Source organism: Reinekea marinisedimentorum, assembly GCF_004341165.1.
Lineage (GTDB): Bacteria > Pseudomonadota > Gammaproteobacteria > Pseudomonadales > Natronospirillaceae > Reinekea > Reinekea marinisedimentorum.
On record NZ_SLZR01000002.1, the window covers coordinates 79,447 to 103,745 of the forward strand.

The 24,299-nt window shown below is 51.0% G+C and carries 25 protein-coding genes; 15 read left to right on the top strand and 10 right to left on the bottom strand.

The features are described 5' to 3' along the window. The first annotated feature begins 18 nt into the window (after positions 1 to 18). Both BCF53_RS02630 and BCF53_RS02635 read left to right on the top strand, forming a co-directional pair. Complete coding sequence (locus BCF53_RS02630) at positions 19 to 333, top strand: hypothetical protein (RefSeq protein WP_132699619.1); 315 nt, start codon at positions 19 to 21, stop codon at positions 331 to 333. A 124-nt stretch (positions 334 to 457) separates the two neighbouring features. Then, complete coding sequence (locus tag BCF53_RS02635; RefSeq protein ID WP_165901786.1) at positions 458 to 1,018, top strand: ProQ/FINO family protein; 561 nt, start codon at positions 458 to 460, stop codon at positions 1,016 to 1,018. Between the two features lie 58 nt (positions 1,019 to 1,076). On the opposite strand, the gene epmA is transcribed toward BCF53_RS02635, so the two are convergent. Next, a complete protein-coding gene (epmA, locus tag BCF53_RS02640; RefSeq protein WP_243645756.1) occupies positions 1,077 to 2,024 on the bottom strand; it encodes an EF-P lysine aminoacylase EpmA in 948 nt (315 codons plus the stop codon). 67 nt (positions 2,025 to 2,091) lie between these two features. Then, positions 2,092 to 2,664 (bottom strand): elongation factor P, encoded by a 573-nt coding sequence (gene efp / locus BCF53_RS02645; protein WP_132699625.1) that lies wholly within the window; start codon positions 2,662 to 2,664, stop codon positions 2,092 to 2,094. Between the two features lie 38 nt (positions 2,665 to 2,702). On the opposite strand from efp, the gene epmB reads away from it, so the two are divergent. The 3 genes from epmB to BCF53_RS02660 all read left to right on the top strand — a co-directional run bounded on the left by epmB (position 2,703) and on the right by BCF53_RS02660 (position 8,063). Then, a complete protein-coding gene (gene epmB, locus BCF53_RS02650; RefSeq protein WP_132699627.1) occupies positions 2,703 to 3,761 on the top strand; it encodes an EF-P beta-lysylation protein EpmB in 1,059 nt (352 codons plus the stop codon). Between the two features lie 329 nt (positions 3,762 to 4,090). Continuing rightward, positions 4,091 to 5,776 carry a hypothetical protein gene (locus BCF53_RS02655; protein WP_132699629.1) on the top strand — a complete coding sequence of 562 codons (1,686 nt, stop codon included), beginning with the start codon at positions 4,091 to 4,093 and terminating at the stop codon, positions 5,774 to 5,776. A gap of 199 nt (positions 5,777 to 5,975) precedes the next feature. After that, complete coding sequence (locus BCF53_RS02660; protein WP_132699631.1) at positions 5,976 to 8,063, top strand: EAL domain-containing response regulator; 2,088 nt, start codon at positions 5,976 to 5,978, stop codon at positions 8,061 to 8,063. A gap of 27 nt (positions 8,064 to 8,090) precedes the next feature. Here the strand turns inward: BCF53_RS02660 and serB are convergent, their stop codons facing one another. Together serB and BCF53_RS02670 are read right to left on the bottom strand one after the other, a co-directional pair. Next, positions 8,091 to 9,305, bottom strand: coding sequence for a phosphoserine phosphatase SerB (serB, locus tag BCF53_RS02665; RefSeq protein WP_165901787.1), 1,215 nt, complete (start codon positions 9,303 to 9,305; stop codon positions 8,091 to 8,093). 16 nt (positions 9,306 to 9,321) lie between these two features. After that, a complete protein-coding gene (locus BCF53_RS02670; RefSeq protein ID WP_132699633.1) occupies positions 9,322 to 9,501 on the bottom strand; it encodes a hypothetical protein in 180 nt (59 codons plus the stop codon). A 154-nt stretch (positions 9,502 to 9,655) separates the two neighbouring features. On the opposite strand from BCF53_RS02670, the gene BCF53_RS02675 reads away from it, so the two are divergent. Beyond that, complete coding sequence (locus BCF53_RS02675) at positions 9,656 to 10,975, top strand: hypothetical protein (RefSeq protein WP_132699635.1); 1,320 nt, start codon at positions 9,656 to 9,658, stop codon at positions 10,973 to 10,975. Positions 10,976 to 10,983: 8 nt separating this feature from the next. Next, complete coding sequence (locus BCF53_RS02680) at positions 10,984 to 11,298, top strand: Rieske (2Fe-2S) protein (protein ID WP_132699637.1); 315 nt, start codon at positions 10,984 to 10,986, stop codon at positions 11,296 to 11,298. Between the two features lie 22 nt (positions 11,299 to 11,320). Here the strand turns inward: BCF53_RS02680 and folK are convergent, their stop codons facing one another. From folK to tsaD, 3 genes are read right to left on the bottom strand one after another with little or no spacing between them, the layout of a single operon-like run. Next, positions 11,321 to 11,842, bottom strand: coding sequence for a 2-amino-4-hydroxy-6-hydroxymethyldihydropteridine diphosphokinase (folK, locus tag BCF53_RS02685; protein ID WP_132699639.1), 522 nt, complete (start codon positions 11,840 to 11,842; stop codon positions 11,321 to 11,323). Further along, positions 11,839 to 12,195 carry a dihydroneopterin aldolase gene (folB, locus tag BCF53_RS02690; RefSeq protein ID WP_165901788.1) on the bottom strand — a complete coding sequence of 119 codons (357 nt, stop codon included), beginning with the start codon at positions 12,193 to 12,195 and terminating at the stop codon, positions 11,839 to 11,841. Before folB ends, folK begins: the two co-directional genes overlap by 4 nt. After that, entirely contained in the window at positions 12,188 to 13,219 is a 1,032-nt protein-coding gene (gene tsaD / locus BCF53_RS02695; protein WP_132699643.1) for a tRNA (adenosine(37)-N6)-threonylcarbamoyltransferase complex transferase subunit TsaD, read from the bottom strand. Before tsaD ends, folB begins: the two co-directional genes overlap by 8 nt. Positions 13,220 to 13,461: 242 nt before the next feature. Here tsaD and rpsU point away from each other — a divergent pair, with 242 nt between their 5' ends. The 5 genes from rpsU (at position 13,462) to BCF53_RS02720 (ending at position 19,512) form a co-directional block, all read left to right on the top strand. Further along, a complete protein-coding gene (rpsU, locus tag BCF53_RS02700) occupies positions 13,462 to 13,677 on the top strand; it encodes a 30S ribosomal protein S21 (protein WP_132699645.1) in 216 nt (71 codons plus the stop codon). Between the two features lie 39 nt (positions 13,678 to 13,716). Next, positions 13,717 to 14,163: a GatB/YqeY domain-containing protein gene (locus BCF53_RS02705; protein WP_132699647.1), complete on the top strand. Its 447-nt coding sequence runs from the start codon at positions 13,717 to 13,719 to the stop codon at positions 14,161 to 14,163. Between the two features lie 54 nt (positions 14,164 to 14,217). Further along, a complete protein-coding gene (gene dnaG, locus BCF53_RS02710; protein WP_132699649.1) occupies positions 14,218 to 16,086 on the top strand; it encodes a DNA primase in 1,869 nt (622 codons plus the stop codon). A gap of 197 nt (positions 16,087 to 16,283) precedes the next feature. After that, the gene (gene rpoD, locus BCF53_RS02715; RefSeq protein ID WP_132699651.1) at positions 16,284 to 18,128 is read left to right on the top strand and encodes an RNA polymerase sigma factor RpoD; all 1,845 of its coding nucleotides are present in this window, start codon (positions 16,284 to 16,286) and stop codon (positions 18,126 to 18,128) included. Positions 18,129 to 18,279: 151 nt separating this feature from the next. Beyond that, the gene (locus BCF53_RS02720; RefSeq protein ID WP_132699653.1) at positions 18,280 to 19,512 is read left to right on the top strand and encodes an OmpP1/FadL family transporter; all 1,233 of its coding nucleotides are present in this window, start codon (positions 18,280 to 18,282) and stop codon (positions 19,510 to 19,512) included. Positions 19,513 to 19,560: 48 nt separating this feature from the next. Here BCF53_RS02720 and BCF53_RS02725 read toward each other — a convergent pair whose 3' ends face one another. After that, positions 19,561 to 20,286 (bottom strand): VC0807 family protein, encoded by a 726-nt coding sequence (locus BCF53_RS02725; RefSeq protein ID WP_132699655.1) that lies wholly within the window; start codon positions 20,284 to 20,286, stop codon positions 19,561 to 19,563. A gap of 79 nt (positions 20,287 to 20,365) precedes the next feature. Between BCF53_RS02725 and BCF53_RS02730 the strand changes: the two genes are divergently transcribed. Both BCF53_RS02730 and BCF53_RS02735 read left to right on the top strand, forming a co-directional pair. Next, complete coding sequence (locus tag BCF53_RS02730; protein WP_132699657.1) at positions 20,366 to 21,076, top strand: tRNA (adenine(22)-N(1))-methyltransferase TrmK; 711 nt, start codon at positions 20,366 to 20,368, stop codon at positions 21,074 to 21,076. A 123-nt stretch (positions 21,077 to 21,199) separates the two neighbouring features. Then, on the top strand, positions 21,200 to 21,652 hold the full coding sequence (locus BCF53_RS02735; RefSeq protein ID WP_132699659.1) for an Hsp20 family protein: 453 nt from the start codon (positions 21,200 to 21,202) through the stop codon (positions 21,650 to 21,652). A 44-nt stretch (positions 21,653 to 21,696) separates the two neighbouring features. Here BCF53_RS02735 and BCF53_RS02740 read toward each other — a convergent pair whose 3' ends face one another. Then, positions 21,697 to 22,302 (bottom strand): LysE/ArgO family amino acid transporter, encoded by a 606-nt coding sequence (locus tag BCF53_RS02740; RefSeq protein ID WP_132699661.1) that lies wholly within the window; start codon positions 22,300 to 22,302, stop codon positions 21,697 to 21,699. An 89-nt stretch (positions 22,303 to 22,391) separates the two neighbouring features. Between BCF53_RS02740 and BCF53_RS02745 the strand changes: the two genes are divergently transcribed. Then, positions 22,392 to 23,264, top strand: a complete 873-nt coding sequence (locus tag BCF53_RS02745) for an ArgP/LysG family DNA-binding transcriptional regulator (protein ID WP_132699663.1) — start codon at positions 22,392 to 22,394, stop codon at positions 23,262 to 23,264. A gap of 3 nt (positions 23,265 to 23,267) precedes the next feature. On the opposite strand, the gene holA is transcribed toward BCF53_RS02745, so the two are convergent. Then, on the bottom strand, positions 23,268 to 24,296 hold the full coding sequence (holA, locus tag BCF53_RS02750) for a DNA polymerase III subunit delta (RefSeq protein WP_132699665.1): 1,029 nt from the start codon (positions 24,294 to 24,296) through the stop codon (positions 23,268 to 23,270). Positions 24,297 to 24,299 lie beyond the last annotated feature (3 nt).

Here is a 24,299-nt window from a genome sequence, read left to right on the forward strand (position 1 = left end):
AACAGCATGGAGCGAGCGATGCAAAACCAACTCATGATTTTTTCGGAAACCAATATCTATATCTTATCTAAGCTGGTCGCGCTGGTGAGAAGAGAAACAGGCACCCGACACCGCCTGAATTCCGAAGACTCAATCAAAAATTTGTTAATCGATGCATCGCGCTCCAGTGACGAACGCATTCAGAACCATTACTTCCGCTTTCTGGAAAACCTCACACCGGAGCAACTGGTCAGCTTCAAGCAATATGGCCTGACTATTCCAAGCAAGTATATGCGCAAGCCAGGCCTGCTACCCACGCCGGTCAGCCGCAAATATGCCTACATGCCTCGTTAGCCATTACTAACTACCCGGCAGTAGGTCAATCTCTGCCGGGTTTGAGTAACAATTCAACTTTGCAAACGCCCCATAACCGAGTATCCTGCGCCGCTCAAACTAAACAATGCTCAGAATTCCAAAAATGTCAGAACAACCAGCAATCCCTCAGAATCAGGAAGAAACCAAACTGAAACTTGAGGCTAAGCGAAAGAAAGAATACGAAGCCAATCGAAAAGCCCTTGAAGAACTTTGTACTCTGTATCCGGAAGTGTTCAATACATCCTCACCCAAGCCTCTGCAGATTGGCGTACACAAAGCCATTGCAGAAGATGGGAAGCTGTCTAAAACCCGTATCCGCAGAGCATTGAACCTCTATGTTCGCATGCGCCGTTACATCGCCTGCCTGCAGGAAGGAGCTGATCGGGTCACGATAGGTGGGGAGTCTGCCGGCGTTGTAACCGCAGAAGAGGCGAAGCACGCGGCTGAAAAGCTGGCTGAAATCGATAAAAAGCGCGCTAAGCGTAAGCCTCAGCCAGAAAAGCCTAAGCGTCGCCCTGCCCGCAAGCCGACATCTGCATCCAAAGCAGTCAAGCCAAGTGCCAAACAACCGGCTAAAGCAGCTGTAAAGGCTGAATCGAATGAAAATTCTGAAGAGCGTTTTCAGGCAAAGCTGGCAGCTCTGGTCAATAAGCGCACCAACTAGGCTTATCCAACAGCCAAGGTTAACTAACAGCCGCTGCTGATCAGCAGCGGCCATCTGCTTAGCTGCGATCCTGAGTAAAGGCCATCACTCCACCGATATCGGCCTGGCCGAGTAACACCATCACCAACCGATCGACCCCAAGCGCAACCCCAGCGCAATCCGGTAAGCCATGCTCCAGCGCTGCCAAAAAATTATGATCAATAACTGGCTTTTGCACACCCATAGCCGCCCTTAGGTGAGCCTCTTCCTCAAAGCGTCGCTTCTGCTCGGTTATATCGGAAAGCTCATAATAGCCATTGGCCAATTCCATCCCCTGCCAGTAAAGCTCAAACCTTCGCGCCACGGTACAGCCATCAACCTCACGAAAGCGCGCCAATGCGGCCTGCTGCCTGGGGTAATCATAAACAAAGGTAAGCTGCTCAGGTGGCAGCCCGGGTTCAACAACCATCGACATCAGCGCATCCAGGCAATCATCGCGCGTCCAGTCAGCCGCGTCACAATTGAGCTGCTGATTACAGGTACGCCGAAGCTCATCAACCGCAGCCGTATGAGGGCATGGCAGCGCAAAGCGGCTGAAGGCCTGTTTATAGCTTAACTGAACAACGGGTAATTCTGGCTGCGAAGCAAGGCCTCGCACCAACTCCGCAACCTCATCCATAAGCTGAAACTCATCGAACCCCAACCGGTACCACTCCAGCATGGTAAATTCAGGGTTATGACGACGCCCACACTCATCCAAACGAAACACCCGGGCCATCTGAAAAATATCGCCGCTGCCTGCGGCGAGTAAACGCTTCATAGCGAATTCCGGCGAGGTATGCATGAAATAGCCATTGGAGGTTTGCCACTGACTCAACTGAACATCGGTTCCGCTGGCCCGGGAAAGTATCGGTGTTTCAACCTCGAGCACATTTTTGTGCTCAAAAAACTGCCGGATACTGCGCACGACCTTCGCGCGCTCAATCAGGGAATCAATAGAGGCATTGGGTTTCCAGCTCTCAGACAAGGTAATCTCCCGGAAATAATCGAAAAAAAAAGCCGCATCAGCGGCTTTATGCATTCAAAGAATGCGATTAGCTCTTGGCGCGGCTCAGGTAATCGCGTGAGCGGGTATCAACACGAATAACTTCACCTTCATTGATGAACAACGGTACTTTCACGACTGCACCGGAAGACAACTTCGCCGGCTTGGAGCCACCGGTTGCGGTATCGCCCTTTACGCCCGGGTCGGTTTCAACAACTTCCAGCTCAATGTGATTTGGCGGTGTAACCACGATAGGCGCGCCATTGAACAGCGTCACCTCAAAGGCTTCCTGTTCTTTCAGCCAGTCAATGGTGTCGCCAACGGCAGCTTTGTCGGCGGCAATCTGCTCAAAAGAGCCATCCGTCTTCATGAAGTGCCAGAATTCGCCATCGCTGTACAGATATTCCATTTCAATATCCATAACATCGGCCGCTTCAATAGACTCACCAGATTTGAAGGTACGCTCCCAGGTGCGAGCAGTTTTTAGGTTCTTCAGCTTTACACGGTTAAAAGCCTGACCTTTACCCGGTTTAACAAATTCATTTTCAACGATAGCGCATGGCTCACCGTCTAATAAAACTTTCAAACCAGACTTAAATTCATTGGTAGAATATGTCGCCATAATCCCTATCTTCTGTTTACCGAATTAAAAGAGCGCATATGATACCTGTTTCTGCTTCAACTTTGGACTCCAATCTCATCGGAAAGTCGGAGCACTCCACCCTCAGCTGGCAGCAACAGATGGCACAGAGCTTTAAATCTGCCGGTGAATTACTGGAATTCCTCAATCTGAAACCGGCAGATCTGCCCTATAGCATTGATGACAGCCAACCTTTCAGCACTCGGGTTACCCGCCACCTGGCCAGCCTGATCAACGCCAACAACCCCTACGACCCGATTCTGCTGCAGGTGCTACCTACTCAGCAGGAAAACACCGACATCAAGGGCTTCGTGGCTGACCCGCTGGAAGAAGCAACCGCTAACCCCATACCCGGCCTGATTCATAAATATAAAAACCGGGTATTGATCATTGCCCATCAGGCTTGTGCCATGCATTGCCGCTACTGCTTCCGCCGCCACTTTGAGTACCAGCAAAACAACCTCAATTTTGAAAACCTGGAGAAAATTAGGTGCTACTTGAGTGAGCACCCGGAAATTAACGAGGTGATTCTCAGTGGTGGCGATCCGCTCAGTATTTCTGACAACAAGCTGGCCGCGATCATCAGCACGCTAAACACCATTCCTCATCTTAGGTTCCTGAGAATTCACAGCAGAACACCCGTTGCTATCCCCGACCGACTGAGTGATGACTTTATTAATCTGCTGACGAACCAACGACTCACAACAACAATGGTTGTTCACATCAACCATCCGAACGAACTGCCTGAGCAACTCAAACGGAGGTTGCTGTCCTTAAAAGCTGCGGGGGTCAACCTGCTGAATCAATCAGTACTGCTAAAAACCATCAACGACAGCGCAGACATACTTATTGAGCTGAATAAAAAGCTGTTTGAAGCCGGGGTCATGCCCTACTACCTGCACATGCCTGATAAAGTTCAGGGTACAAGCCACTTTTACATCGACCATACGCAGGCCGCTGAAATCTGGGATAAAATGCAGCGGGAGCTATCTGGCTATCTGGTGCCAAAACTGGTCAGAGAGATACCTGGCAAGGTAAGTAAAACTTGGGTTAACCCAACGCATGAAAGTGAATATTAGCTCACACGGAAGTAATCATTTCTGCGATATGCTGAGCAAGGCTCAACCATTTGATTAGTAGATAAAAAATCAGGACAATGCGAAGATTACTATAGCTATAGTTTGGTGCAATTTGACCAGCTTCAACCATAAATACGCAGGTTTTTTGCAAAATCTGATCAAAGGTTGAATTTGAGCAAAAGCAGCTATACTGACAGGGACGACGGATAGAGAATTGCATGCGACACCGCAACCAGCCATACCTAAATATACCTGAGCAAACTCAGACGACTCTGACCTTTTGCGACCCGACTACCAGGCAGGTTAGGGCATGGGTTGATAGTCTGCCAATGGCAAACATCGGCGAAACGTCTCGCCAGCTCTATCACGCAATTATCGAATTCAACCAGCTGAAGAGCACTGATGCCGTGCGACTTGAGCTGCTGGATATGATTCGCCCGCCTATTCACTTTGTTTGCCAGCAGTTAAACAACCGCTACCTGTATCAGGGTGTGGTGCTGGATGAACAGCAGCGCAAAGTCGCCAACCTCGCCCAGGCTCTGCAAACACACCTGGCGATTGGCTATAAAATTGTGGTCCAGCGCCTAATGGACCAATCCGGCACCACCAGCAAGCAAAAGGCGCCTCTGGCGAAAGCCATTCAGCGATCCATGACCGAGCTTATGCCGGCTATCCTGCGCTCTTATCAGCTCTACATTCAGACACCGACGGGTATCTGGCAGGAAATTCATCAGCTGTATCAGATAGCCTCCGCATTCAACCTGCAGAATGAAGTGGTTAACGACCCTATGGAAAGCACACAGCTGAGCATTCAGCAGGCTTACCTTAAAACCATTCTTTTAGGTGCGTGCCAGCCAAACCAGCTGCTGCAACGTGAGCTGAGCGATGTTTATGCTGCCCTGAGCAAATGGGTTTCCTTTTTAACCATCGATGAAGTTGCCGATGATAAATCCGTTCTGGTCATCAACCCGGAAGTAGACAGCGCCCCTATCTACCGCTACCTGATCAAAAAATCGAACCTCTCCGATTACCTGGGCGTAAACGTACTGCCATTAGTTCGGGTGCTGCATAGCGACCATAAAACCCTTTCAGCCGCCAATAGAACCAGCAAAACCCTTATCGTTGACGAAAAATTTAACATCGGCCTGCTGGAGCACCTGATTCAATCCTGGGGTGGCATGAAGCAGCGCAGCTTTTCGCGCACACCCGCCAGCGGCGATGTTTCAATCGCTGTCGGCCTGACGGCAACACACTTCCATATTGCCGAAGGCGTGGGCTTTTATTCGCTCCTTTATGGTTCAGGTCACAGTAACAACCCGTTTATGGGGGCTGTCAGCAGCCGTTTCAGCGCCGCAGACACCCAAAGTATTAAAGAACAACAGGATATCTGGAGTGCCTCTTTCGATGCTGATGGCGCTGCCGGCACTTCAACGGGTGCAACCGACGACCCGATTGAGTTTTCTGCTGATAAGGATGAAAACCACCCCAAATATGCCGGCCAGCTGGTAAACCTGAGCCCGAGGGGCTATTGCATTCAGTGGACCGACTCACCCGCTTCTAACCTTAAAACCGGTGAAATTGTCGGCATTAAAGAAGATCAGCTGAGACACTGGAATTTAGGCGTGGTCCGCTGGATCCGCCAGGGCAAAGAGATTGGTACCCAAATGGGTATTGAACTGCTGGCACCCAACAGCCGGCCATGCGGTATTCGCCTGCTGAATAAAACCGGCTCGCATGGCGACTTTTTGCGCGCGCTGTTCATTCCCGAAATCAAAGCCATCGGTCAGGATGCCTCGGTCATCACCCCCAAGCTGCCATTCAACATTGGCAACAAGGTAAGCATTAACATTAACGGCACCGATGAAAAGTACCAGCTGACCAAGCGTATTATGTCGACCGGCATTATCAGCCAGTTCCAGATTCGCTCGGTCACTCAGCGCACTATGGAACCAGAACAGAGCACCTCATCCTCCGAGGATGCCGACAGCTTTGAAAGCCTGTGGCGTCAATTATAAGCCAGCAGGCCAGCTGCCAAATGTGCAAACAATATGGAAGTGACGCCTTGTCAGAGTCCATGTCAACGATACCTCTCGCTTTATAGCGCCAACTTGGTAACACTTTAACGAATCCATTCATTCAGAAAGTGTGAAGTTCTACCGTTTAACTCTATACTTCTACCATTAATCAATATTTCAAACTAAAGCAGTTAATTTCATGAGCCCTAGTTCAAGCAGTGCTATCCGCATTCTCCTGATACATGACACGCAAAATGAAGCCGAGCCGGTTGCCAACGCAATTCGCAACTCGGGTCAGGCTGTGCGCAGCCATTTTATTGCGTCAATTGGCGAATTGTCGGAAGTCATTGACGAACAAGCCTGGGACATCATGCTGGTAAAACTGAACACCGCCACACTCGATGCCACCGAAGCTGTGGAAACGGTTCAGCGAGATGGTAAAGACATCCCCATTATTGGCCTGATTGACGACTACAACGAAGACATCATATCCAGCGCGCTGGATATGGGTATGGCCGATGTGGTGGTTGAAAGCTCTGAGCAACATATCGCACTGGCCACAAAACGGGAATTCGCAGCACTGAAAGACCGCCGAAGCCTGCGTAGCCAACGGGTCAGCCTGCGCGAATCTGAAAAGCGCTGCCAGCTGCTTCTTGAAAGCTCTGTTGATGCTATTTCCTACGTTCATGAAGGCATGCACATCTATGCCAACCCGGTGTATATGGATTTATTCGGCTACGGCGATATTGAAGAGCTGCAGTGCATTCCGTTAATGGATCTGGTTCAGGGTGATGAAGTCAGCAAGCTGAAAGACACGCTGAAACACTATTCAGATGGCAACATCAGTAGCCTGGATACCGTTGGGGAAAATGCTGACGGTAAAACATTTAAGATCAACATGACCTTTTCAGAGGCCTCATACGAAGGTGAGCCCTGCACGCAGATTGTTATACGCAAGAGCGAATCCAAGAGCGAAGCCGAGCTTAAAGAAAAGATCAAGGAAATCAGCCATCAGGATATCGTTACCGGCCTGCACAACCGTGTTTACTTCAATGAAAAACTTGAACAAAGCTACCAGCAGGTGCTTGCGCAGGGCAAACGACAAATTGTTTCGCACATTGGCATCGCCAATTTAGAATCGGTTAAGGTCAACATGTCTGTCACCGATACCGACGACCTGCTGAAACAGATTGGCGAACAATTACAGAAACACCAGACAGCCGATTCCACCCTGGCGCACTATTCGGATGGCATGTTCTCCGTTATTTACCACCAGCTGGATCTGGAGAAGGCCCAGGAACACTGCACGTCAATTCTCAGTAGCCTGAATAGCCACCTGTTTGAAGTCCGGAATAAAACCATTCCTGTGGAGCTGGTATTTGGACTGGCGCATATCGATGAAGCCTGCAAAGACGGCAATGAAGCGCTGGTCCATGCCGACCTCGCCTTTAACCAAGCGGTCAAAGAAGGCAAACAGATCGCCTATTTCGACAAGTCCGATATTGCTAATCTGATGGATAACTCGATCATCGCCAAAATTGAGCATGCGCTGAACCATGACGGCATGCATCTGCAGTTTCAGCCAATCATGAGTCTGCGCGGTGACAGTCAGGAACACTATGACATTCTTGTCCGGCTTAAAGACAAGGATGGTGCAGACATATCACCAAAAGAATTTTTACCGGCTATTGAGCACAGCGAACTGAGCGGAAAGCTCGACCGCTGGGTAGTGGAACACTGTGTTGAATCCCTGTCGGAGCATCGCAAGCGCGGCAACAACACGCAGCTGCTGATTCACCTGACCTCCGCTACCATTCAGGATCCAACCTTCTTACCCTGGGTTAACAGCCTGTTGAAGAAGAACAAACTGCCGGGCGATTCGCTTTGCTTCCAAATCTCAGAAGATACCGCGCTCAGTTACCTGAAGGTTGCTAAAGCCTTCAGCAAAGGCTTATCGCTTCTGAAGTGTCAGCTGTCAATCAACAACTTCGGCATGGCCCGCGATGCTTTCTCGCTGACCCGCCACCTGCATATTGATTACGCCAGAATTCACCCAGCCTTTGTTGATCAGCTGCTCGAGCAAGGCCAGGCCTCTGAAGAGCTGACCAACCTGCTGAAAGAAATCCACAGCAATGAGATCAACTCTATTATTCCGAAGATAGAAAACGCCGAGGTACTGGCGTCCCTGTGGGAGCTGGGGGTCAACTACATTCAGGGCTACTACCTGCAGGCCCCTCTGGATGACATGGAGTACGATTTCGACTCCGACGAGGAAGAGGCTGTTTAAAGCCTCTTTTTTTTCGCTAAAACAAACTCAGGCGTGCATTTCCTGATCGCGGAAGCCCAGGAAGTAAAGCACACCATCCAGCCCCAGTGTAGAGATTGAGTGACGGGCACTTTCCTTGACAATTGGCTTAGCTCTGAAAGCAATGCCCAGCCCTGCCTCTGACAACATTGGCAGGTCATTAGCGCCATCGCCTACTGCAATGGTCTGCTCCAACTGTATGCCTTCCTGCTCGGCCAACCGCTTCAGCAGGCGCGCCTTCATGGCACCGTCAACAATATCGCCCGTGACCTCTCCGGTGACCTTACCATCGACAATATCGAGTTCATTGGCATAGACAAAATCGATACCCAGCTTCTTCTGCAGGTAACGGCCAAAGTAGGTAAAGCCGCCGGAAAGAATCGCCGTTTTGTAGCCATAGGCTTTCAAATTACGAATCAGACGCTCGGCCCCTTCTGTAATTGGCAGCTGCTCGGCAATTTCAGAGAGTACGGACTCATCCAGGCCCTTAAGCAACGCCATTCGACGGCGGAAACTCTGCTGAAAATCGAGCTTGCCCTGCATCGCCTCTTCGGTAATGCGGGAGACCTCATCACCAACACCGGCAGCCTCAGCCAGCAAATCAATAACCTCAGCCTCGATCAGCGTGGAGTCCATATCGAAACACACCAGACGGCGGTTTCGGCGGTAAACGCTGTCGACCTGGAAGGCAACATCTACATCCAGCTCAGAACTGATCTGCAGAAAACGAGCACGCAGTTGCTCCAGGCTCTTCGGATGCCCCTGCAGCGTCAGCTCAATACAGGCCTTATCGCTATCAACATCGTTATCCAGCGCCACCCGCCCTGTTAGTCGGGAAATATTCTGAATATTCAGATTCTGCTCGGAAACGGCCTGTGATACATGATTCAGATGAACGGCATTTATTCTGCGCGCCAGAATCGTCAATACGAAGCGATCCTTACCCTGCTGATTTACCCATTCCTGATAGGCCTGATCACTCACCGGCGTAAACTTCACCTGCAGGTCCCGCTCGTGTGCCTGGAACAGCAGCTCTTTAAGCATGTGGGCGCTGTCCTCGGATTCCGGTAACTGCACCAACATCCCCAGGGAAACCTGATCATGAATGACTGACTGACCGATATCGAGAATCGTCACGCTGGATTCCGCCAATATCTGACTCATTGCAGCGGTCAGACCAATCTGATCCTGACCACTGACTTTCAACATTAAAATAGTACTCACGCCGTCTCCGATGTCTTCAGCTTTTCAGCTGATCTAACGTTTTTAAGGCGTCGTCAGCAACACCTTGTAATTCATGGATCAAGTCATCCGTTTCATGAGACGATAATGCTCTTACACGATCTTTCGGACTCATTAAAAACAAGCCCTTCTGCAAAGCCTTAATTTGCTTTTCCAACTGTTCAACAGCGTTGCTCATACGGATTCCTCTCTTCTTATAGTGGGTGGTCTGTTCTTATTGTGCGAACACAGACGATGATTTTTATTGCTCAGCCCTTTAAGATAGCCCCAGCTGACTGGGCTTGCGAGCTTGCGCTGTTATTGTATCGACTAACCTGATTTAATCCACCATCATGAAAAACCTGAACTGGCTACTCCAACCGCTCGCTTTCTTTGCCGCGGCCATGCTCATCCTGCTGAACGTACTGCTGTTTGCAATCTGGTACATTCCGGCAGTCAACAATCTAAGCTCAGCGACAGAGCAGCTGGGCAACAGCCTGGTTCGCAACCTCGCCTTTGAGGCCACCTCGGCGCTGCACAGCAACAACCGGGTAAGCCTGAGCAACCTGCTAAACCGGGTCAGCGATCAGGATAACGTTCTGTTGGCCACCGTCATTGCCGATGAAACCGGCAATCGCCTGAGCTCGCGAACCAAGAACACCACCGAAACCGGGCGGGTATTCAGAGCCCCAATTCAGTTCAGCAACGAACTGCTTGGCTACGCCGAAGTCTCGGTCAGTGAGCGTAATATTCAGCACTGGAAAAAACAGGCCATCAACAGCTGGCTGGTGTTTAACATCGTCGGGCTTTTTGGCCTTGGCTTGTTCCTCTATTTACGCCATCAGAATCACCAGAAAGAATGGGCCAGCATTGCGGGCACCATTAAAGAGCAACTGCCTGCCGTGGCCCAACAGCTCAAAGGCACACCCGAACAACAGCTTAAGCAGCTGTTCACCCTGCTGAACCAGCCAATGCAGCAGCATGGCAAACTCATGCAGCACCTGAATCAGAGTGAGGCCGGCCTGAATACCGAGCGATTGTTTGAGCAGGTAGAGCTGGGAGACGGTGGCAGTCAGTATCTCGATGTTGCACTGGTTTCGGTCGTATGCCAGAACTGGGAACAGCTGATTCGCATCTATGACGCCAATCAATTGCAGCAGCTCTGGCAAAGCTATGAGCAACTGATGATTCAGGTCAGCGAGTTGTATCAGGGTATCGTTCTGCCAGACGGACTCACCCTGGCATTCGGTCTGACCGGCTCTGACGACTACGCCCTGAACGCCGTCTGCTCTGCCCGTGTAATACAGATAGCGCAGGACTTAATGGGCCAATCCCTCGATCAGCTGGCACCTGCGCTGGGCATTGCCGTCAGTTCAGGCCCGGCCTTTATCAGCCGAACCCACAAACACGGCCTGCCACTGCCGATGGTCGCCGGCGATGCAGAAACCCGCCTGTCGCAAATAAAAGCCCTGCAGCCGGTCGATCAGATCCTGCTGGCTGAACCACTTTTGCAGCACCCGGAAGTCAACGCCAAGATTGAGGCCAACCTGGTCAGAGATATCACCCTGCGTGACGGGCAGCGACTGGAAGTTTGGGAGCTGGACGCGATCAGTGAAATGGACAGACTTTTACATCAGCAAGCTGCAACCCTTGCAGACAGCAATCAGATTTGAGGAACGCCATGACCGTCTTATGCCACATACATGATCTGGAAGAAGGTAAATCCCGCGGCTTCGACAGCCCTGCCGGGCCGGTTTTTGCGGTCAAACGGGACGGCCAGATTTTTGTTTATAAAAACGAATGCCCTCATCTTCACACCAACCTTGAATATCAGGCCGATCAGTTTCTTGATGCTGAAGGCGCACTGATTGAATGTTCGGTGCATGGCGCACTGTTTGAGATTGAAACCGGCGCCTGCCTGGCCGGCCCTTGCCAGGGCGAATCACTGATTCCGGTTGAGTTTGAAATACAGCAGGAAAAGATATGCATTGCCTAGAGATTACATACCTGCAGCAAAGCTAATCCAGATAGCTAAAGCGAAACTCAACCTCTTGCAACCACTGCTGACGGTTGCCCTGTTCCTGCCATAGCTGCAGAAAGGTATAGTCTTTGCCCGGCACCGTCTGCCCGGGCAACAAACGCGACAGCGGCAGCGTTACAAAGGCGTTAAAGAACAACTCCGGGCGCGGCAACTCAATACCCTCAACCACACCGGCCTGCGCGCCATAGGTGACGACATCAATATCCAGTGTACGCGGTGAAAACTTCGGGCTGCGGCGATCCCGGCCATGATCATCTTCAATTTGCTTTAAGCGGGCGATCAATTCAGTCAGTGACAGGTCGGTGCAAATGACCGCAACCATGTTAAGGAAGGGGCTACCATCGAAACCGACCGACGCCGATTCATAAACCGGCGAGCAATCCAGCGCTCCAAATTGCTCGTGCAGGGCCTTTAACCCGGCATTGATATTCCGGTAACGATCAACGTTGCTGCCAAGGCTTAAAGCCACCTGCTGCTTATTAAGAGACTGCCCGGTCATTCAAAGCAGCGCTCTATGCGAGTTCCAACCGCCGAACAGCCTGGCACGGCCGCAGGCTTATTAATAGCCAGACGCACCCGCTTCACGCCAAACTCCTGATGCACCAGGCGACACAAACCTTCACCGATCGACTCAATGAGCTCAAAGGTTTGCTCTGCACACCAGTCGCGCACCAACCTGGACAGGCGATCGTAATCCAGAGCCAGGCTCAAATCGTCAGTTGCACCGGCAGCAGCGCAATCAAAATCTATATCAAAGTCGAGAATCAACTTTTGTCGGGCATGGCGCTCAAAGTCATAGACACCAATCAGGCTCTCAACCTCTAATCCGTGAATGTACACTACATCAGACATTAATCGGCTCCAGTTCATCCAACGGCCAGCGCGCCTTTACTTCAACCTTGAGCGAAGATTGCTGACCGGCCTTAAGGCGCAGCCAACCGGCATAGGCAATCATGGCACCGTTATCGGTACAGAATTCTGGCCGGGCATAAAACACCCTGGCCCGCTCTTTCTTACACATGGCATGCAGCGCCGTACGCAGCGATTTGTTGGCGCTGACACCTCCGGCAATGACCAGTGTTTTATGGCCGGTCTCACGCAGTGCCCGGCGACATTTAATAGCCAGCGTTTCAATAACAGCCTGCTGAAAGCCACAGGCAATGTCGGCCTGAATCTGCTCTTCCACTACCTCATCAACGGCGTGCCGGGCTATGGCAAGCCGTACTGCTGTTTTTAGCCCTGAAAAGCTGAAGTCCATGCCCGGGCGGTCAATCATCGGCCTTGGAAACTCAAACACACCCTTTACACCCTGATCAGCCTTCTGGCTCAGCAGTGGCCCGCCCGGATAGGGCAGCCCCATCATTTTTGCGGTTTTATCAAAGGCTTCACCGGCGGCATCGTCGAGGGTTTCGCCAAGAATCCGATAACAGCCAGGTGCGCTGACATCAACCAGCATGGTATGACCACCACTGACCAACAGCGCGACAAACGGATATTCCGGCGGCTGCTCTTCCAGCATCGGGGCCAACAGGTGACCTTCCATATGATGCACAGCAATGGCCGGCACACCCCAGCCCATCGCTAACGAGCGCCCCATAGAGGCACCCACCATTAGGGCACCCACCAGGCCCGGCCCGGCGGTATAGGCGATGCCGTCGACATCACCAAACTCAAGACCGGCATCGGTAAACACGCCGCGGATCATAGGCGCCAGCTTGCGAATATGGTCACGCGAGGCCAGCTCCGGCACCACTCCGCCAAATTCGGCATGCATTTTTACCTGACTGTACAGCTGATGCGCCATCAACCCCTGTTCACTGTCATAAATAGCGACACCGGTTTCATCACAAGAGCTTTCTATTCCCAAAACACGCATAAAAAAATTGACTGTAGCTTTAAAAGGTCGCGTAGTTTATCGATATTGATGCTTTGCTGCCACTCAATAGCGGGGCTCGGTGCACGGCCAACATTCGCCAAAAGACGGCAAATACCGGCCGCGACCACAAGTTAATTCAAATCCAGTCTTGATACCCTAGGGAGGCATCAGTATAATTACGCGCCTCGAAAATCTGAGCGCTGCTCTGGTTTCGATCAACCCATAATTTTTAGGAAGATTAAATGCCACACGTTAAAGTAAAAGATAACGAGCCATTTGACGTAGCACTGCGTCGTTTCAAGCGTTCTTGCGAAAAAGCAGGTGTACTGTCTGAAGTACGTCGTCGTGAACACTATGAAAAGCCAACCTGGGTTCGTAAACGTGCGCAAGCTGCAGCTGTTAAGCGTCATGCTAAAAAGCTGTCCCGTGAAAACAAGCGCATGAACCGTCTTTACTAATAACTTTTAGTAAGTTTTAAAAATACGTGGGTTAACGATATGTCTGAGCTCAAGCAAAACCTCACTCAAAGCATGAAAGAGGCCATGCGCGCCAGGGAAAAGGAACGCCTCGGTGCGATCCGTATGATCCTGGCAGAGCTCAAACGCATTGAAGTCGACGAGCGTATTGAACTGGACGACAACCGTGTTTTGGCCGTTCTGGACAAAATGACCAAACAAAGACGCGACTCTCTTGCTCAATATGAGGAAGCCGGGCGCGAAGATCTTGCCGCGATCGAACGTTATGAACTGGAGGTGATATCCACTTTTCTTCCGGCGGCGTTGACTGAAGACGAAATAAGCGCTTTAGTCTCAGAGTCAATCTCACAGGTTGGCGCAACATCCATGGCCGACATGGGTAAAGTGATGGGCTTAATCAAGCCAAAAGCCCAGGGCCGGGCCGATATAGCCGAGATCAGCAAGTTGATCAAGGCGCAACTGAGCTAAACCATCACCCGCCACTAAGCCTGTTTTGCTTTCAGTATTTGCCAGAGAGACCTTATGGCCGGCTTAATTCCCAATGACTTTATAGAGCAACTGCTCGATCGCACCGACATCGTTGAAGTTATTGGTAATCGGATCGACCTTAAAAAGAAAGGCAAAGATCACTGGGCCTGCTGCCCATTCCACAAAGAAAACTCTCCCTCATTCTCAGTAAATTCCAGCAAGCAATTCTATTACTGCTTTGGCTGTGGTGCTTCCGGCACAGCGGTTAAATTCCTGCAGGAGTACGAAAGCCTAAGCTTTGTTGAAGCCATTGAAGAGCTGGCACGCATGGCCGGGCAGGATGTGCCGCGCGAAGAAGTCAGCAAGGAATCCCAACAGCGACAACAGCAACGCCGAACACTGCACGACCTGATGAGCAGCTGTGCGGATTACTTCATCCACCAGCTCTATCAGCATCCCGATGCTGCCGCAGTGCAGCAATATGCACTGACCCGCGGCCTGACCGAAGACACCATTCGCACTTTTGGCATTGGCTTCGCCCCAGCCGGCTGGGACAACCTGATTCAGCACTTCCGCAACGACAAAACCACGCAGGAACTGCTCACCACCGGCATGCTCACCCAGAACAATCAGGGCCGGGTCTACGACCGCTTCCGCAACCGGTTGATGTTTCCCATTCGCGACATAAAAGGCCGGGTCATCGCCTTTGGCGGCCGGGTCATGACACCGGATGAAAAGCCCAAGTACCTGAACAGCCCGGAAACACCCATCTTCCATAAAGGGGCTGAGCTGTACGGCCTGTATGAAGCCCGCAAGGCGCTGAAAGACTTTGAAAACATCATCATTGTTGAGGGCTACATGGATGTTGTCGCTCTGGCTCAGCACAAGGTACGCAATGCAGTGGCTACGCTGGGTACCGCGACATCCAGCACCCATATCCAGAAGCTGTTTAAGCATACCGCTGAACTGGTTTTTTGCTTTGATGGTGATAAAGCCGGCCGCAGAGCTGCAGAACGGGCACTGGCGAACTGCCTACCGGAAATCAAAGATGGCTATCAGGTGCGCTTCCTTTTCCTGCCGGAAGGCGAAGACCCGGACACCATGGTGCAAAAAGAAGGCTTTGATGGCTTTATGCACCGGGTGAAGCAAGCACAAAGTTGCTCGGATTTTCTGTTCCAGCACCTTCAGAGCCAGGCCGATATCTCCAGACTGGATGGCCGTGCCAAGCTCGCCAGCCTGGCCCGCGGCTGGATTGAAAAAGCCCCGGACGGCATTTTCAAACAACTGCTTTACCGGCAACTCTCAGACCTGATTGGTCTGACGACCGAACAAATCATCGACAACTACAAAGCCGAAGCACCTGAACCGGCCCCTGCCGAGCCCGCACCAGCAGATGAGCCGAGGCATTTTGCGCCACCCTACCAGGGCGACGAAGCCCCCAGAGTTGCACAGCCCAAAAAATCATCCAAACTCGATGTGCGCATCGGTGTTGTTCATCGGGCATTGGCCTGGTTAATTCGCTATCCTGAGCTAGCCTTGTCAATTGATATGGGCGCCGTGGGCCACCTGCCCGGAGATGATGAGCACCAACTGTTAAAAACCGTAATCAAGCTGTTACGCGAGGCCCCCAAAAAAGATATCTATTTCGCCTTTGATTACTTATGCCAACACAACCTCAGAGAGGCCCTTTCACCGATCTCCACCTCTGATTACTTATGGCTGGAAGCTTCGAATGAAAACCACTCCGATGAGAAAGAGTTTGCTAAGCAGGAACTTGAAAAAATAATTAACGCCCTAACCCATAGGGCACCCGATGACGAATACGAACAGCTTAAACAGCGAGTTCTTACGCTGGATCCAACCCTAACGGACAGCGACAAGCAGAGATACCGCGATCTGCTGAAACAAAAAAAGCGGCGATAAAAGCCTGAAAGGTAAAAACGCCGGAAAACCACTGTAAACGGTGGCCAAGGCATTTAAATGTGCACTGAAATATAAGCTTATCACAGGAAATATACTTGATTTAGACCATTACCAGAGTGTCTAAGCTGTTGATTTCCTGTACAATATCCGGCTATTTGCGTGCACTATCAACCAAAAACAGAGTTTACAGGTTATCTATGGCTGAAAAATCCCAGCGTCAGTCCCGACTTAAAGAACTGATTGCCAAAGGTAAAGAGCAAGGTTACTTAACCTTTGCCGAGGTGAACGACCACCTGCCGGAAGAGATTAACTCTCCGGATCAGGTCGAAGACATCATTGCAATGATCAACGATATCGGTATCGAGGTGTTTGAACAAGCACCGGATGCCGATCAACTGCTGCTTGCAGAAAGCGATCAAAACACCGATGAAGACGCCACCGAAGAAGCAGCAGCAGCCCTTGCCGCTGTAGAAAGCGATACTGGACGCACAACAGACCCGGTTCGTATGTATATGCGCGAAATGGGCACGGTTGAACTGTTGACCCGTGAAGGCGAAATCGTAATCGCCAAGCGCATCGAAGAAGGCACGCGTGAAGTCATGCAGGCCATGGCTTTCTACCCGGGCGTAATTAAAGACATTATCGAAGCCTATGAAGCTACACTGGAAGAAGAAGGCGGCCGCCTTTCTGACATCCTTACCAGCTTCCAGGACCCTGATGAAGAAGATCCACTGCCTGCGGCAGATTCACCGGATGCAATTCAGACCGAAGACAACAGCGACGACGATCTGGATGACGACGATGATGACGATTCCGATGAAGAAGTCGATAACGGCCCGGATCCGGAACTGGCTCGTGAGCGCTTTACCCTGCTGAAACAGCAGCTCAGTGAAGCTCTGAAAATCATTGAAGAAAAAGGCCGCTACAGCAAAGAAGCCAATGCTGCCCTCTCTGCGATGGGTGAAACCTTCTCATGCTTTAAGTTAACGCCTAAAGCCTTTGAAGACTCGATCAACCCAATCAAAGTGACTGTTGAAGACATTCGCGCGCAAGAGCGCAAGGCCATTGCCATCTGTGTTCGCACGCTGAAAATGCCGCGCAAAGAGTTTATCGACCTGTTTGTGGGTCACGAAACTGAAGATCAGTGGCTCAACCAGGTTCTTGAAGACCCTAAGTACGCAGAAGAAGCCTTCCGTCACGAAGTGGAATTACGTCGTGCTCAGCGTAAGTTGCGCAACATCCAGAAATCTACCGGCGTTACTCTGGCAGAAGTGAAAGATATCCACCGTCGCATCTCTATCGGTGAAGCCCGCGCCCGTCGCGCCAAGAAAGAAATGGTCGAGGCGAACCTGCGTCTGGTGATCTCCATTGCCAAGAAGTACACCAACCGTGGCTTGCAGTTCCTGGATTTAATTCAGGAAGGCAACATCGGCCTGATGAAAGCGGTCGATAAGTTCGAATACCGCCGTGGTTATAAGTTCTCGACTTATGCGACCTGGTGGATTCGTCAGGCGATTACCCGCTCTATTGCTGACCAAGCGCGTACTATCCGTATTCCGGTACACATGATCGAAACGATCAACAAGCTGAACCGTATTTCCCGCCAGATGTTGCAGGAAATGGGTCGCGAGCCAACACCGGAAGAACTGGCTGAACGCATGGACATGCCTGAAGACAAGATCCGCAAGGTGCTGAAAATTTCCAAAGAGCCGATCTCACTGGAAACACCCATCGGTGATGATGAAGACAGCTCACTGGGCGATTTCATTGAAGACAACACCATGGAGCTGCCGATTCACTCTGCTACCTCCACCGGTCTGCGTGAAGCCACCAAAGAGGTTCTGGCTGGCCTAACCGCGCGTGAAGCCAAGGTGCTGCGTATGCGTTTTGGTATTAACATGAATACCGACCACACGCTGGAAGAAGTCGGCAAGCAGTTTGATGTGACGCGTGAGCGTATCCGTCAGATTGAAGCCAAGGCACTGCGCAAGCTGCGTCATCCTTCTCGCTCTGACCACCTGCGGAGCTTCATAGACGAATAGTTTTAGCAACGCTAAAAACAGCAAAAAGCCCGGCCGATGTGCCGGGCTTTTTTTCGCCTGCAATTAAAGAACACTCGTACAGCAATCGAAAGAAATACGAAAACAAATCGAAATTCAGCCCAGAAACCTACAACAAGAATGAATTGTCACTATGAAAAAACAAATCTATAAAGCACTACCAATAGCATTAGTAAGCCAAGCCTCATTAATCAGCTCGCCAGCAATCGCTTCTGGTTTCCAACTATCAGAGTACTCTGCCACAGGTTTAGGCCGGGCTTATGCTGGCGAATCTGCTATTGCTGATAACGCAGCCTCTCAGTGGAGAAACCCGGCACTGCTTAGCTTCATTGAAGGCACGCAAATTTCTGGCGGTGTGGTTTATGTTGATCCCGATGTTGATGTTGAGGGCACCTATACCAATGATACCTACGGTATGAACTATAGCGCTTCAAGCGAAGACTATGTTGATAGCGGCGTTATCCCCAACATATATCTGTCTCACCAGATAAATGACAAATGGGCCATTGGTCTAGCCGGCGGCACAAACTACGGTATGAGCACTGACTTGGGTGAGGATTTCATGGGTTCATCAACGGGCGATACCGCTGAAATCATCACAACTGAAATGAACCTAAACCTGGCCTATATGATTACCGAGAGCTTTAGCATCGGCGGTGGCATTCGTTATGTCATGGCTGAAGGCTCCTTTGGCTCTACCTGGCCGGGAAGTGACACAGTATTAGGCTTCGTTGAAGGTGATACCGAGGAGTGGGGCTGGCAGCTTGGCGCTGCTTGGCAGATCAACGAGAAAAATCGCTTGGGTCTAACTTATAAATCAGAAGTGAATTTAAACCTCGAAGGGACTGCTGAGCATATAGTTGTGGGCAGTGATACTGGTTCATTAGAATTGACATTACCCGCCACAGCAGAGCTGGCCTACGCCTTTCAGGCGACCGAGCAGCTATTGCTATCGGTTAGTTTGAACTGGACCGACTGGAGCTCTTTTGACGAGCTGAATGCAGAGCTCGATAGCTATGATGTCACGATATACAAGTATGAAGGCTGGGAGGACAGCTACCGCCTTGCCGTGGGCGCAGAATATCAGCTGAATTCTAAATGGACGGTACGAAGCGGAGCTGCATACGACCAATCAGCTGTAGATGATGAGGACAGAACAGCCACCATTCCGGAAACTAGCCGTTACTGGGTGACCGCCGGTGCCGGCTTCTCACCAAACGAACGACTAACTATCGATGCCGGCCTTGCCTACATCCTCTCTGAAGATGCAACGATTGAAGACGAAGGTAGCCTGGATGGTGTTTTTACCGGGGAAACCAACGGCTCTATCTGGCTTGCCGGAATCCAGGCCAGCTACAAGTTCTAAAACAAAAAAGGGCGCTCACTGCGCCCTTAACATCTCACGTTCCACGTCTCACTTCTTACCAGTATCAACCATCAAATCATCCAACGGCAATTTGGTCAGCTTCTTCAACTGACTCAACAGGAACCACAACGCGCCAACCAGCACGATCATGCTCGGCACCACAATCACCGGGTAACTGAGCGCAGTCATTTGGCCAAGCTCGGCACTGAACTCCGTCGTTCCGGGTGGGCTTTTCAACACAACCTTTGCCAGCACATAGTTTAAAAAGGAAGACAGGAAGAACGATGACGCAACCAGATAGGTCACAACCGTCATCTTCTTTTCAAACTCAGATTCATTACCATGATCTTTCAGTGCGCTGTATACACGCTCAATCTGAATGATTTTATCGTTAAATATCAGCATCTTTACGACAGATCGATGCGACTTCTGACTAATCAACACCACCAGACCAATAATTCCCGGGATGGCCGCTTCTTTAATGGCAATATATTTAGGATCGAGTTGCAGCAGGCTTATGCCGCCGGTCAGCAGCACACTGACCACCCCCAGAATGGAAAAGCCATTCACCTTACCGGTGATGCGCATCTCCCAAAGGCCATAGGCAATCGGGAAGGCCAATGCGACAACGATACTCCAGGCAGGACCGAGTGCAGACTCACCGCTGAACTTTGTTAAAATAAATACGGGTATTACGATGTTAAACATCAGATTGCTGAAAAAACCACCCTGTTGCGGTTTGCCAGCCTGTTCTTTTGGTGTTGAATCCTGCATTACACTCGCCGGTTAAATATCTGAAACACAACTTTACCTGAATTTCACCCCACCGGCATAGCCAAGAAACGATAAAGATATGACTAATACACAGCTTAAAACCCGATTGGGTAAACGACTGAGAGCCTTACTGAATGCCATTCCCGACGGCACCAAACAGGTATGGGATCTGTGCTGTGACCACGGCGCTGTAGGTCGGGCCGTCATAGAAAGCAGACCCAACTGCGAGGTGGTTTTTAACGACATCCACCAGGACATCATGGCCAGGCTTTCGAAGAAGCTCATCGCCTTAGGTGCAAAAAACTACCGGCTGGAAGTGGCACCCGCCCAAAACCTGAAACTGAACGGTGAGCAACGGCCAACGATCATCCTGGCCGGTGTAGGGGCCGAGCAGTGCATTGAAATACTGAAGCAGCTGTTCAGTCAGCCGGCCGCCGAACAAGCCTATTTCATCATTTCTCCGGCAACAAAAACCTACTTTGTTCGCCAGTTTCTGTGCCAGGCTGGCGTTTATCTGGCGGATGAAGCCTGCATCAGCGAAAACCGCCGAAGCTATGAAATCATCTGCATTCAGCTGCAGCAAAAAGCCAGCAACAGACCCATGATCGGCACGGCAGAAGACCTGTTTGGCGCATGCTGGCAGCCCGGCAATGCAGAACAGCTGAAACACCTGAAAAAACAACTGAAGTTCTATCAGTCTGCGCAAAAACCAACCCCGGAAACGGACCTAATCTGCCAGGGCTACCAACAGCTGATTGAAAAAAAATTCCTCAATAGCCTTGAAGGTTAAATTATCCATCCCTATTAAAGGGTTACGGCGCTGCCAAGCAGGCCGTAAACAACTTAACCAAAACTGCCGGGTAACAGAGTTAACGGCACGTTTTAAACCTTTTGCTCAATTGGAGAATAGGCTATGCGTACTTCATTCGATTTTTCACCCCTATACCGCACTACCGTTGGTTTTGACCGAATCGCTCAAATTCTGGATGCTGCCAATCAGGCGCAAACTGGCAACAACAACTACCCTCCGTACGACATTGAAATCACTGGCGAAAATCAGTACACCATCACCATCGCCGTGGCCGGTTTCCTAGAAAATGAAATAGAGATTCATTCAGAGAATGGCGTGCTGCAGGTTCGCGGCAAAAAAGAGAAACAGCCGGAAAAACAAAAGTTCCTGTATCAGGGCATTGCCTACCGTTCTTTTGAACGCAAGTTCCAGCTGGCGGATTACGTCAAGGTATTGGGTGCGCGTTTAGAGCATGGCCTGCTGCAGATTGACCTGCTCAAAGAAGTACCTGAAGCCATGAAACCAAAGAAAATTGAGATTAACTCAACCAAAGCCATTGAACAGGCGACTGTTTAATCTCAAAGACGAGGCACCGCCACCCGGCGGTGCTTTTCAATGCTCTAAACGGTTTGCCATAAACCGAACGCCATCCACGACATCACAACACACAAAGCAGCATCAAACATTCGCCAACGCACGGGTGATTTCAACCAGTGACTTAACGGCTGACCAATGGCCGCCAGTGTAGAAAACCACACTGCCGAGGCCAGTGCTGCACCACTCCAGAACACCCAGGGTTGCGCACTCGATGTGGCAATACTTCCGACCAGAATAACGGTATCCAGATAAACGTGGGGGTTCAGCAACGACAAAGCCATGACCGCCAAAACCGCCTGAAGAGCCGTCATTTGCTTACTACTACTGCCGTTTGCCACAAGCCCTGACGTACCCTTGACTGCACGCAAACCTGCCTGAACTGAAAGCCAGGCCAGCATCAATACGCCCAACCAGGTAAACCAGGGAATAACGGCAGGCAACCAGCGCTGAATTTCATTGAAAGATACAACGCCCACCGCCATCAACGTGGCGTCGATGAACATACAAACGAAAGCAATCGTCCAGGGATAGCAACGTCGAATACTCATACCCAATACCCAGGCGTTCTGCGCACCAATGGCAACAATTAAGCCGATCGATAAAAAGAAGCCTGTCAGAAATGTTTGCATTGGCCCTGCCCCTGAAGAATTTGCTATAGATTAAAACCACGTTGTTGATTAATCTAATTAATATTCCTTATCTTATATAAGCCTAACTTATGCTAGATTATCGTGCTCTGGAGGCATTGGCGGCTGTGGTATCCCAGCGGGGTTTCGAAAAGGCTGCAAATATACTTCACGTCAGCCAATCTGCCGTTAGCCAGCGAATTAAACAGCTGGAAGCCCAGCTGGGTCAGCCGGTCATTCTGCGGCAAACGCCTCCGGTAGCTACGCCGCTTGGCTTAAAGCTCATCACCCACCTGCAAACGGTGCAGCACCTCGAAGCCGACCTGGGTTTACACAACCAAGCCACGGGCAGGGTCCACGCGCGCATTGCGCTCTCTGCCGATGCCATTGCAACCTGGTTTGGTGAAGCATTGGGCAGAATCACCGATGAAGTGGATGTCGACCTGATCCTGACCGATCAGGATAAAGGCATTGAACTGATGCGCGGCGGCGAAGTACTGGCAACCCTGTGTGCCGATGGCACCCCGATTAACGGCGCACGGGTCGACCGCCTGGGCATGATGCGCTACCGGGCTTACGCCAACCAGGATTTTCTGACGCGCTTCAACCTGATCAATGACTTTGACAACCTGCACAAGGCACCGGCGCTTATCTTCAACGAGGATGATCAGTTACAACATCGCTTTCTTGCCCTGCTGAATCAGCCGGCACCACAAAACCCGATCAAGTGCCCGTCTACCGAAGGCTTTATCCAGCTGGCGGCGACCGGTTGCGGCTTTGGGTTGATGCCGGAGATACAAGTCAACCAGTCCATCCTGTACGACAGACTGATCGATATAGCGCCGGACCACTATCTGGATGTGCCCCTCTACTGGCACAGCTGGCGATCATCCGGCGAGGTCATGAAACGGCTGCGCAGCTCTGTCATTAAAACCGCGCATCGCTGGTTGCGATTCGAATATTAGGAGTTAGGATTGGAAGTTATAGGCTGGCAGCTTTGGCATGCAAATGGCGACCAGCATCTCACTGATCAAGCTCCAGACATCGTCCTTAACCTGACCTTTCACGGCCGCATCAATGCCGGCACAGGCTATTAGGCAACGCTGGTAGTGTTTCGCGGAGCACCGTTGCAGTGCTGAGGAATAGTCGCGCTGACGCTTATCGAAGATCCGCAGGCGCTTAAATGCCGCAGCCATCGGCTGGCCCGCCTGTTGGGCTTCAGCCAGCTCGATCAGCAACCGGAGCTCACGGGTAATCAGCCACAACACCACCGCAGCCTCAATACCTTCACCCTGCAACACATGGGTGATCTTCAGCGCCCTGGCCAGATCACCGGCCAAAAAGGCTGCGGAAAGATCAAACACCGTATAGCGCGAGCTATCGGAAACACTGGCCAAAACCGTTTCTGCCGTTAAATCACCATTACTCAGCAACGCCAGCTTTTCTATTTCCTGCTTGGCAGCCAGCAGATTGCCATCGAGACGCTCGACCAGCAGCGCCAGCGCGTCCGGGTCGGCCGACAAACCGGCTTGCTTCAGGCGGGCATTTAGCCAGCCGGAAAACTGATGACGCTCAATCGGCCATATCGGCAGCCACCAGCCGCTAGATTCGACCTGACTAAACCACTTGGCCTTGGTCTGCGAGGCTTCCAACTTAGGCGAGACGATGAGCAACAGGTTATCCGGATTGGCGGTTTCGCTGTATTCAATCAGCGCCTTGCGGCCTTTGTCATTCAACTTGGCGGCCATGCGCAACTCAATCAGCTGCCGGTCACCGAAAAGTGACATCGACTGATTGGCTGCAATCAGTTCGGCACCGTCGAATTTGGCATCAACCTCAATAACGGTTCTGTCTGTAATGCCGGCCTTTTGAGCAACTGAACGCACGGCATCGCTGGCTTCCAGCAGCTGCAAAGGCTCATCTCCGCTGATCCAGATAGTGGGCGGCAACGAGCTGCTTTGCAGGTTCTGATGAAATTGCTGAGCGTTCAGTTTCATAGC

Excerpts from the sequence above, each read along its gene's own strand:
- BCF53_RS02735 (WP_132699659.1), top strand. The coding sequence starts at position 21,200 with ATGCGTACTTCATTCGATTTTTCACCCCTATACCGCACTACCGTTGGT.
- BCF53_RS02745 (WP_132699663.1), top strand. The coding sequence starts at position 22,392 with ATGCTAGATTATCGTGCTCTGGAGGCATTGGCGGCTGTGGTATCCCAG.
- BCF53_RS02635 (WP_165901786.1), top strand. The coding sequence starts at position 458 with ATGTCAGAACAACCAGCAATCCCTCAGAATCAGGAAGAAACCAAACTG.
- dnaG (WP_132699649.1), top strand. The coding sequence starts at position 14,218 with ATGGCCGGCTTAATTCCCAATGACTTTATAGAGCAACTGCTCGATCGC.
- folK (WP_132699639.1), bottom strand. The coding sequence starts at position 11,842 with ATGACCGGGCAGTCTCTTAATAAGCAGCAGGTGGCTTTAAGCCTTGGC.
- rpoD (WP_132699651.1), top strand. The coding sequence starts at position 16,284 with ATGGCTGAAAAATCCCAGCGTCAGTCCCGACTTAAAGAACTGATTGCC.
- tsaD (WP_132699643.1), bottom strand. The coding sequence starts at position 13,219 with ATGCGTGTTTTGGGAATAGAAAGCTCTTGTGATGAAACCGGTGTCGCT.
- BCF53_RS02730 (WP_132699657.1), top strand. The coding sequence starts at position 20,366 with ATGACTAATACACAGCTTAAAACCCGATTGGGTAAACGACTGAGAGCC.
- epmB (WP_132699627.1), top strand. The coding sequence starts at position 2,703 with ATGATACCTGTTTCTGCTTCAACTTTGGACTCCAATCTCATCGGAAAG.
- BCF53_RS02670 (WP_132699633.1), bottom strand. The coding sequence starts at position 9,501 with ATGAGCAACGCTGTTGAACAGTTGGAAAAGCAAATTAAGGCTTTGCAG.
- BCF53_RS02680 (WP_132699637.1), top strand. The coding sequence starts at position 10,984 with ATGACCGTCTTATGCCACATACATGATCTGGAAGAAGGTAAATCCCGC.
- BCF53_RS02740 (WP_132699661.1), bottom strand. The coding sequence starts at position 22,302 with ATGCAAACATTTCTGACAGGCTTCTTTTTATCGATCGGCTTAATTGTT.
- BCF53_RS02725 (WP_132699655.1), bottom strand. The coding sequence starts at position 20,286 with ATGCAGGATTCAACACCAAAAGAACAGGCTGGCAAACCGCAACAGGGT.
- BCF53_RS02705 (WP_132699647.1), top strand. The coding sequence starts at position 13,717 with ATGTCTGAGCTCAAGCAAAACCTCACTCAAAGCATGAAAGAGGCCATG.
- BCF53_RS02675 (WP_132699635.1), top strand. The coding sequence starts at position 9,656 with ATGAAAAACCTGAACTGGCTACTCCAACCGCTCGCTTTCTTTGCCGCG.
- folB (WP_165901788.1), bottom strand. The coding sequence starts at position 12,195 with ATGTCTGATGTAGTGTACATTCACGGATTAGAGGTTGAGAGCCTGATT.
- BCF53_RS02720 (WP_132699653.1), top strand. The coding sequence starts at position 18,280 with ATGAAAAAACAAATCTATAAAGCACTACCAATAGCATTAGTAAGCCAA.
- efp (WP_132699625.1), bottom strand. The coding sequence starts at position 2,664 with ATGGCGACATATTCTACCAATGAATTTAAGTCTGGTTTGAAAGTTTTA.
- rpsU (WP_132699645.1), top strand. The coding sequence starts at position 13,462 with ATGCCACACGTTAAAGTAAAAGATAACGAGCCATTTGACGTAGCACTG.
- BCF53_RS02660 (WP_132699631.1), top strand. The coding sequence starts at position 5,976 with ATGAGCCCTAGTTCAAGCAGTGCTATCCGCATTCTCCTGATACATGAC.
- BCF53_RS02655 (WP_132699629.1), top strand. The coding sequence starts at position 4,091 with ATGGCAAACATCGGCGAAACGTCTCGCCAGCTCTATCACGCAATTATC.
- holA (WP_132699665.1), bottom strand. The coding sequence starts at position 24,296 with ATGAAACTGAACGCTCAGCAATTTCATCAGAACCTGCAAAGCAGCTCG.
- BCF53_RS02630 (WP_132699619.1), top strand. The coding sequence starts at position 19 with ATGCAAAACCAACTCATGATTTTTTCGGAAACCAATATCTATATCTTA.